Raw genomic sequence first — 1,140 nt, forward strand, 5'->3', positions numbered from 1 at the left:
CGGCGGGTACGACCGACCAGGTGACATCGGCGCTGGAGGGGGTGGCGAAGGCGACCAAGGCGACCAGAACGGCCACGCCGACAGCCTGGAAGACGGCGAGGAGGGCGAGGACGCCCCGCGAACGGCTCCTGGTCGACAACGGTCTCTCCTGTCTCATCGTGAGCGTCCGGGACGTGTGCCAGGCTGGCACAAGATCCCGGACGCACACAGCGGGCGGTGGCGTCCTGCCCTCCGGCCCAGGACGCCACAGTGGGCGGTGGCGTCCTGCCCTTCGGTTCAGGACTGGTTGAACAGCGACAGCGTCAGGGTGGAGTGGTACTCGCCTGCGGCGACGTCGACGGGGGTGCGCAGGGCGAGGTCGGCGTTGACCTTCGAGGTGCCGATCTCGTCGGCGGAGTTGGCGGTCGACACCAGCAGCTCCTGGCCCTCCAGACCCACTGTGGGGGCCCCCGAGCCGTCGGAGATGACACTGGAGACGGGCTCACCGGCCGACACCGCCCCGGTGGAGGAGTCGCTCAGCAGACGCGGCTTCCAGCCCAGGTACTCCGGGCCGATGGTCTTGGCCGGGTCGTCGGCCGCGACGAACTGGCTCGCCTGGCCGACGACCGCCCAGTACTCGCCCTCGGGGATCTCCTCAGGGCTGCGGGTGTCGGTCACCGTGACCGTCGGCAGGGTTCCGATGAACTGGCGGGCGGCGGCGTTGGACCCGTTCTCCTGCAGGGACACCCCGTTGTTGTCGGCCACGGTCATCGAGAGCTGACCGGGAGTGGTGGTGGGCTGGATGTTCACCGACACGTCGATGCCGCTGCCGGGGTCGTCGTCCGCCAGTGCGGGACCGGCCACGCCGGCACCGGCGAGCGCGACGCCGAGCACGGCCGCGGCGAGTAGCTGGGTAGTCCTGTTGATTCTCATGTGATCGCTCCATTTATGGGGGGCGGGGCCGGCCGGCTGATCGGCCGGCCGGCCCCGGTTGTGCTATGGCGGTGACCCCGTCGCGGGGACCGTGGTCACCGCCGGTGCGGTCAGCGGCAGCCGACCGCGGTGTGAGCAGCTCAGCGGCAGCTGGCCGCGGTGTAGGCCGCGTCGTAGGACGTGGTGACCTGCTTGCCGCCGATCGTCGCGGTTCCGGTCACGGTGACC

1 protein-coding gene is annotated in these 1,140 nt (G+C 70.9%); it reads right to left on the reverse strand.

What is annotated here, in order from left to right:
- Window positions 1-276 precede the first annotated feature (276 nt).
- Entirely contained in the window at window positions 277-912 is a 636-nt protein-coding gene (locus ABZ857_RS44315) for a hypothetical protein (protein WP_357056985.1), read from the reverse strand.
- Between the last annotated feature and the right edge of the window lie 228 nt (window positions 913-1,140).

It is taken from the genome of Microbispora sp. NPDC046933 (assembly GCF_040644635.1).
GTDB lineage: Bacteria > Actinomycetota > Actinomycetes > Streptosporangiales > Streptosporangiaceae > Microbispora.

What these genes read in the sequence shown, in the direction of transcription:
- ABZ857_RS44315 (WP_357056985.1), bottom strand. Translation starts at nt 912, where the DNA reads ATGAGAATCAACAGGACTACCCAGCTACTCGCCGCGGCCGTGCTCGGC.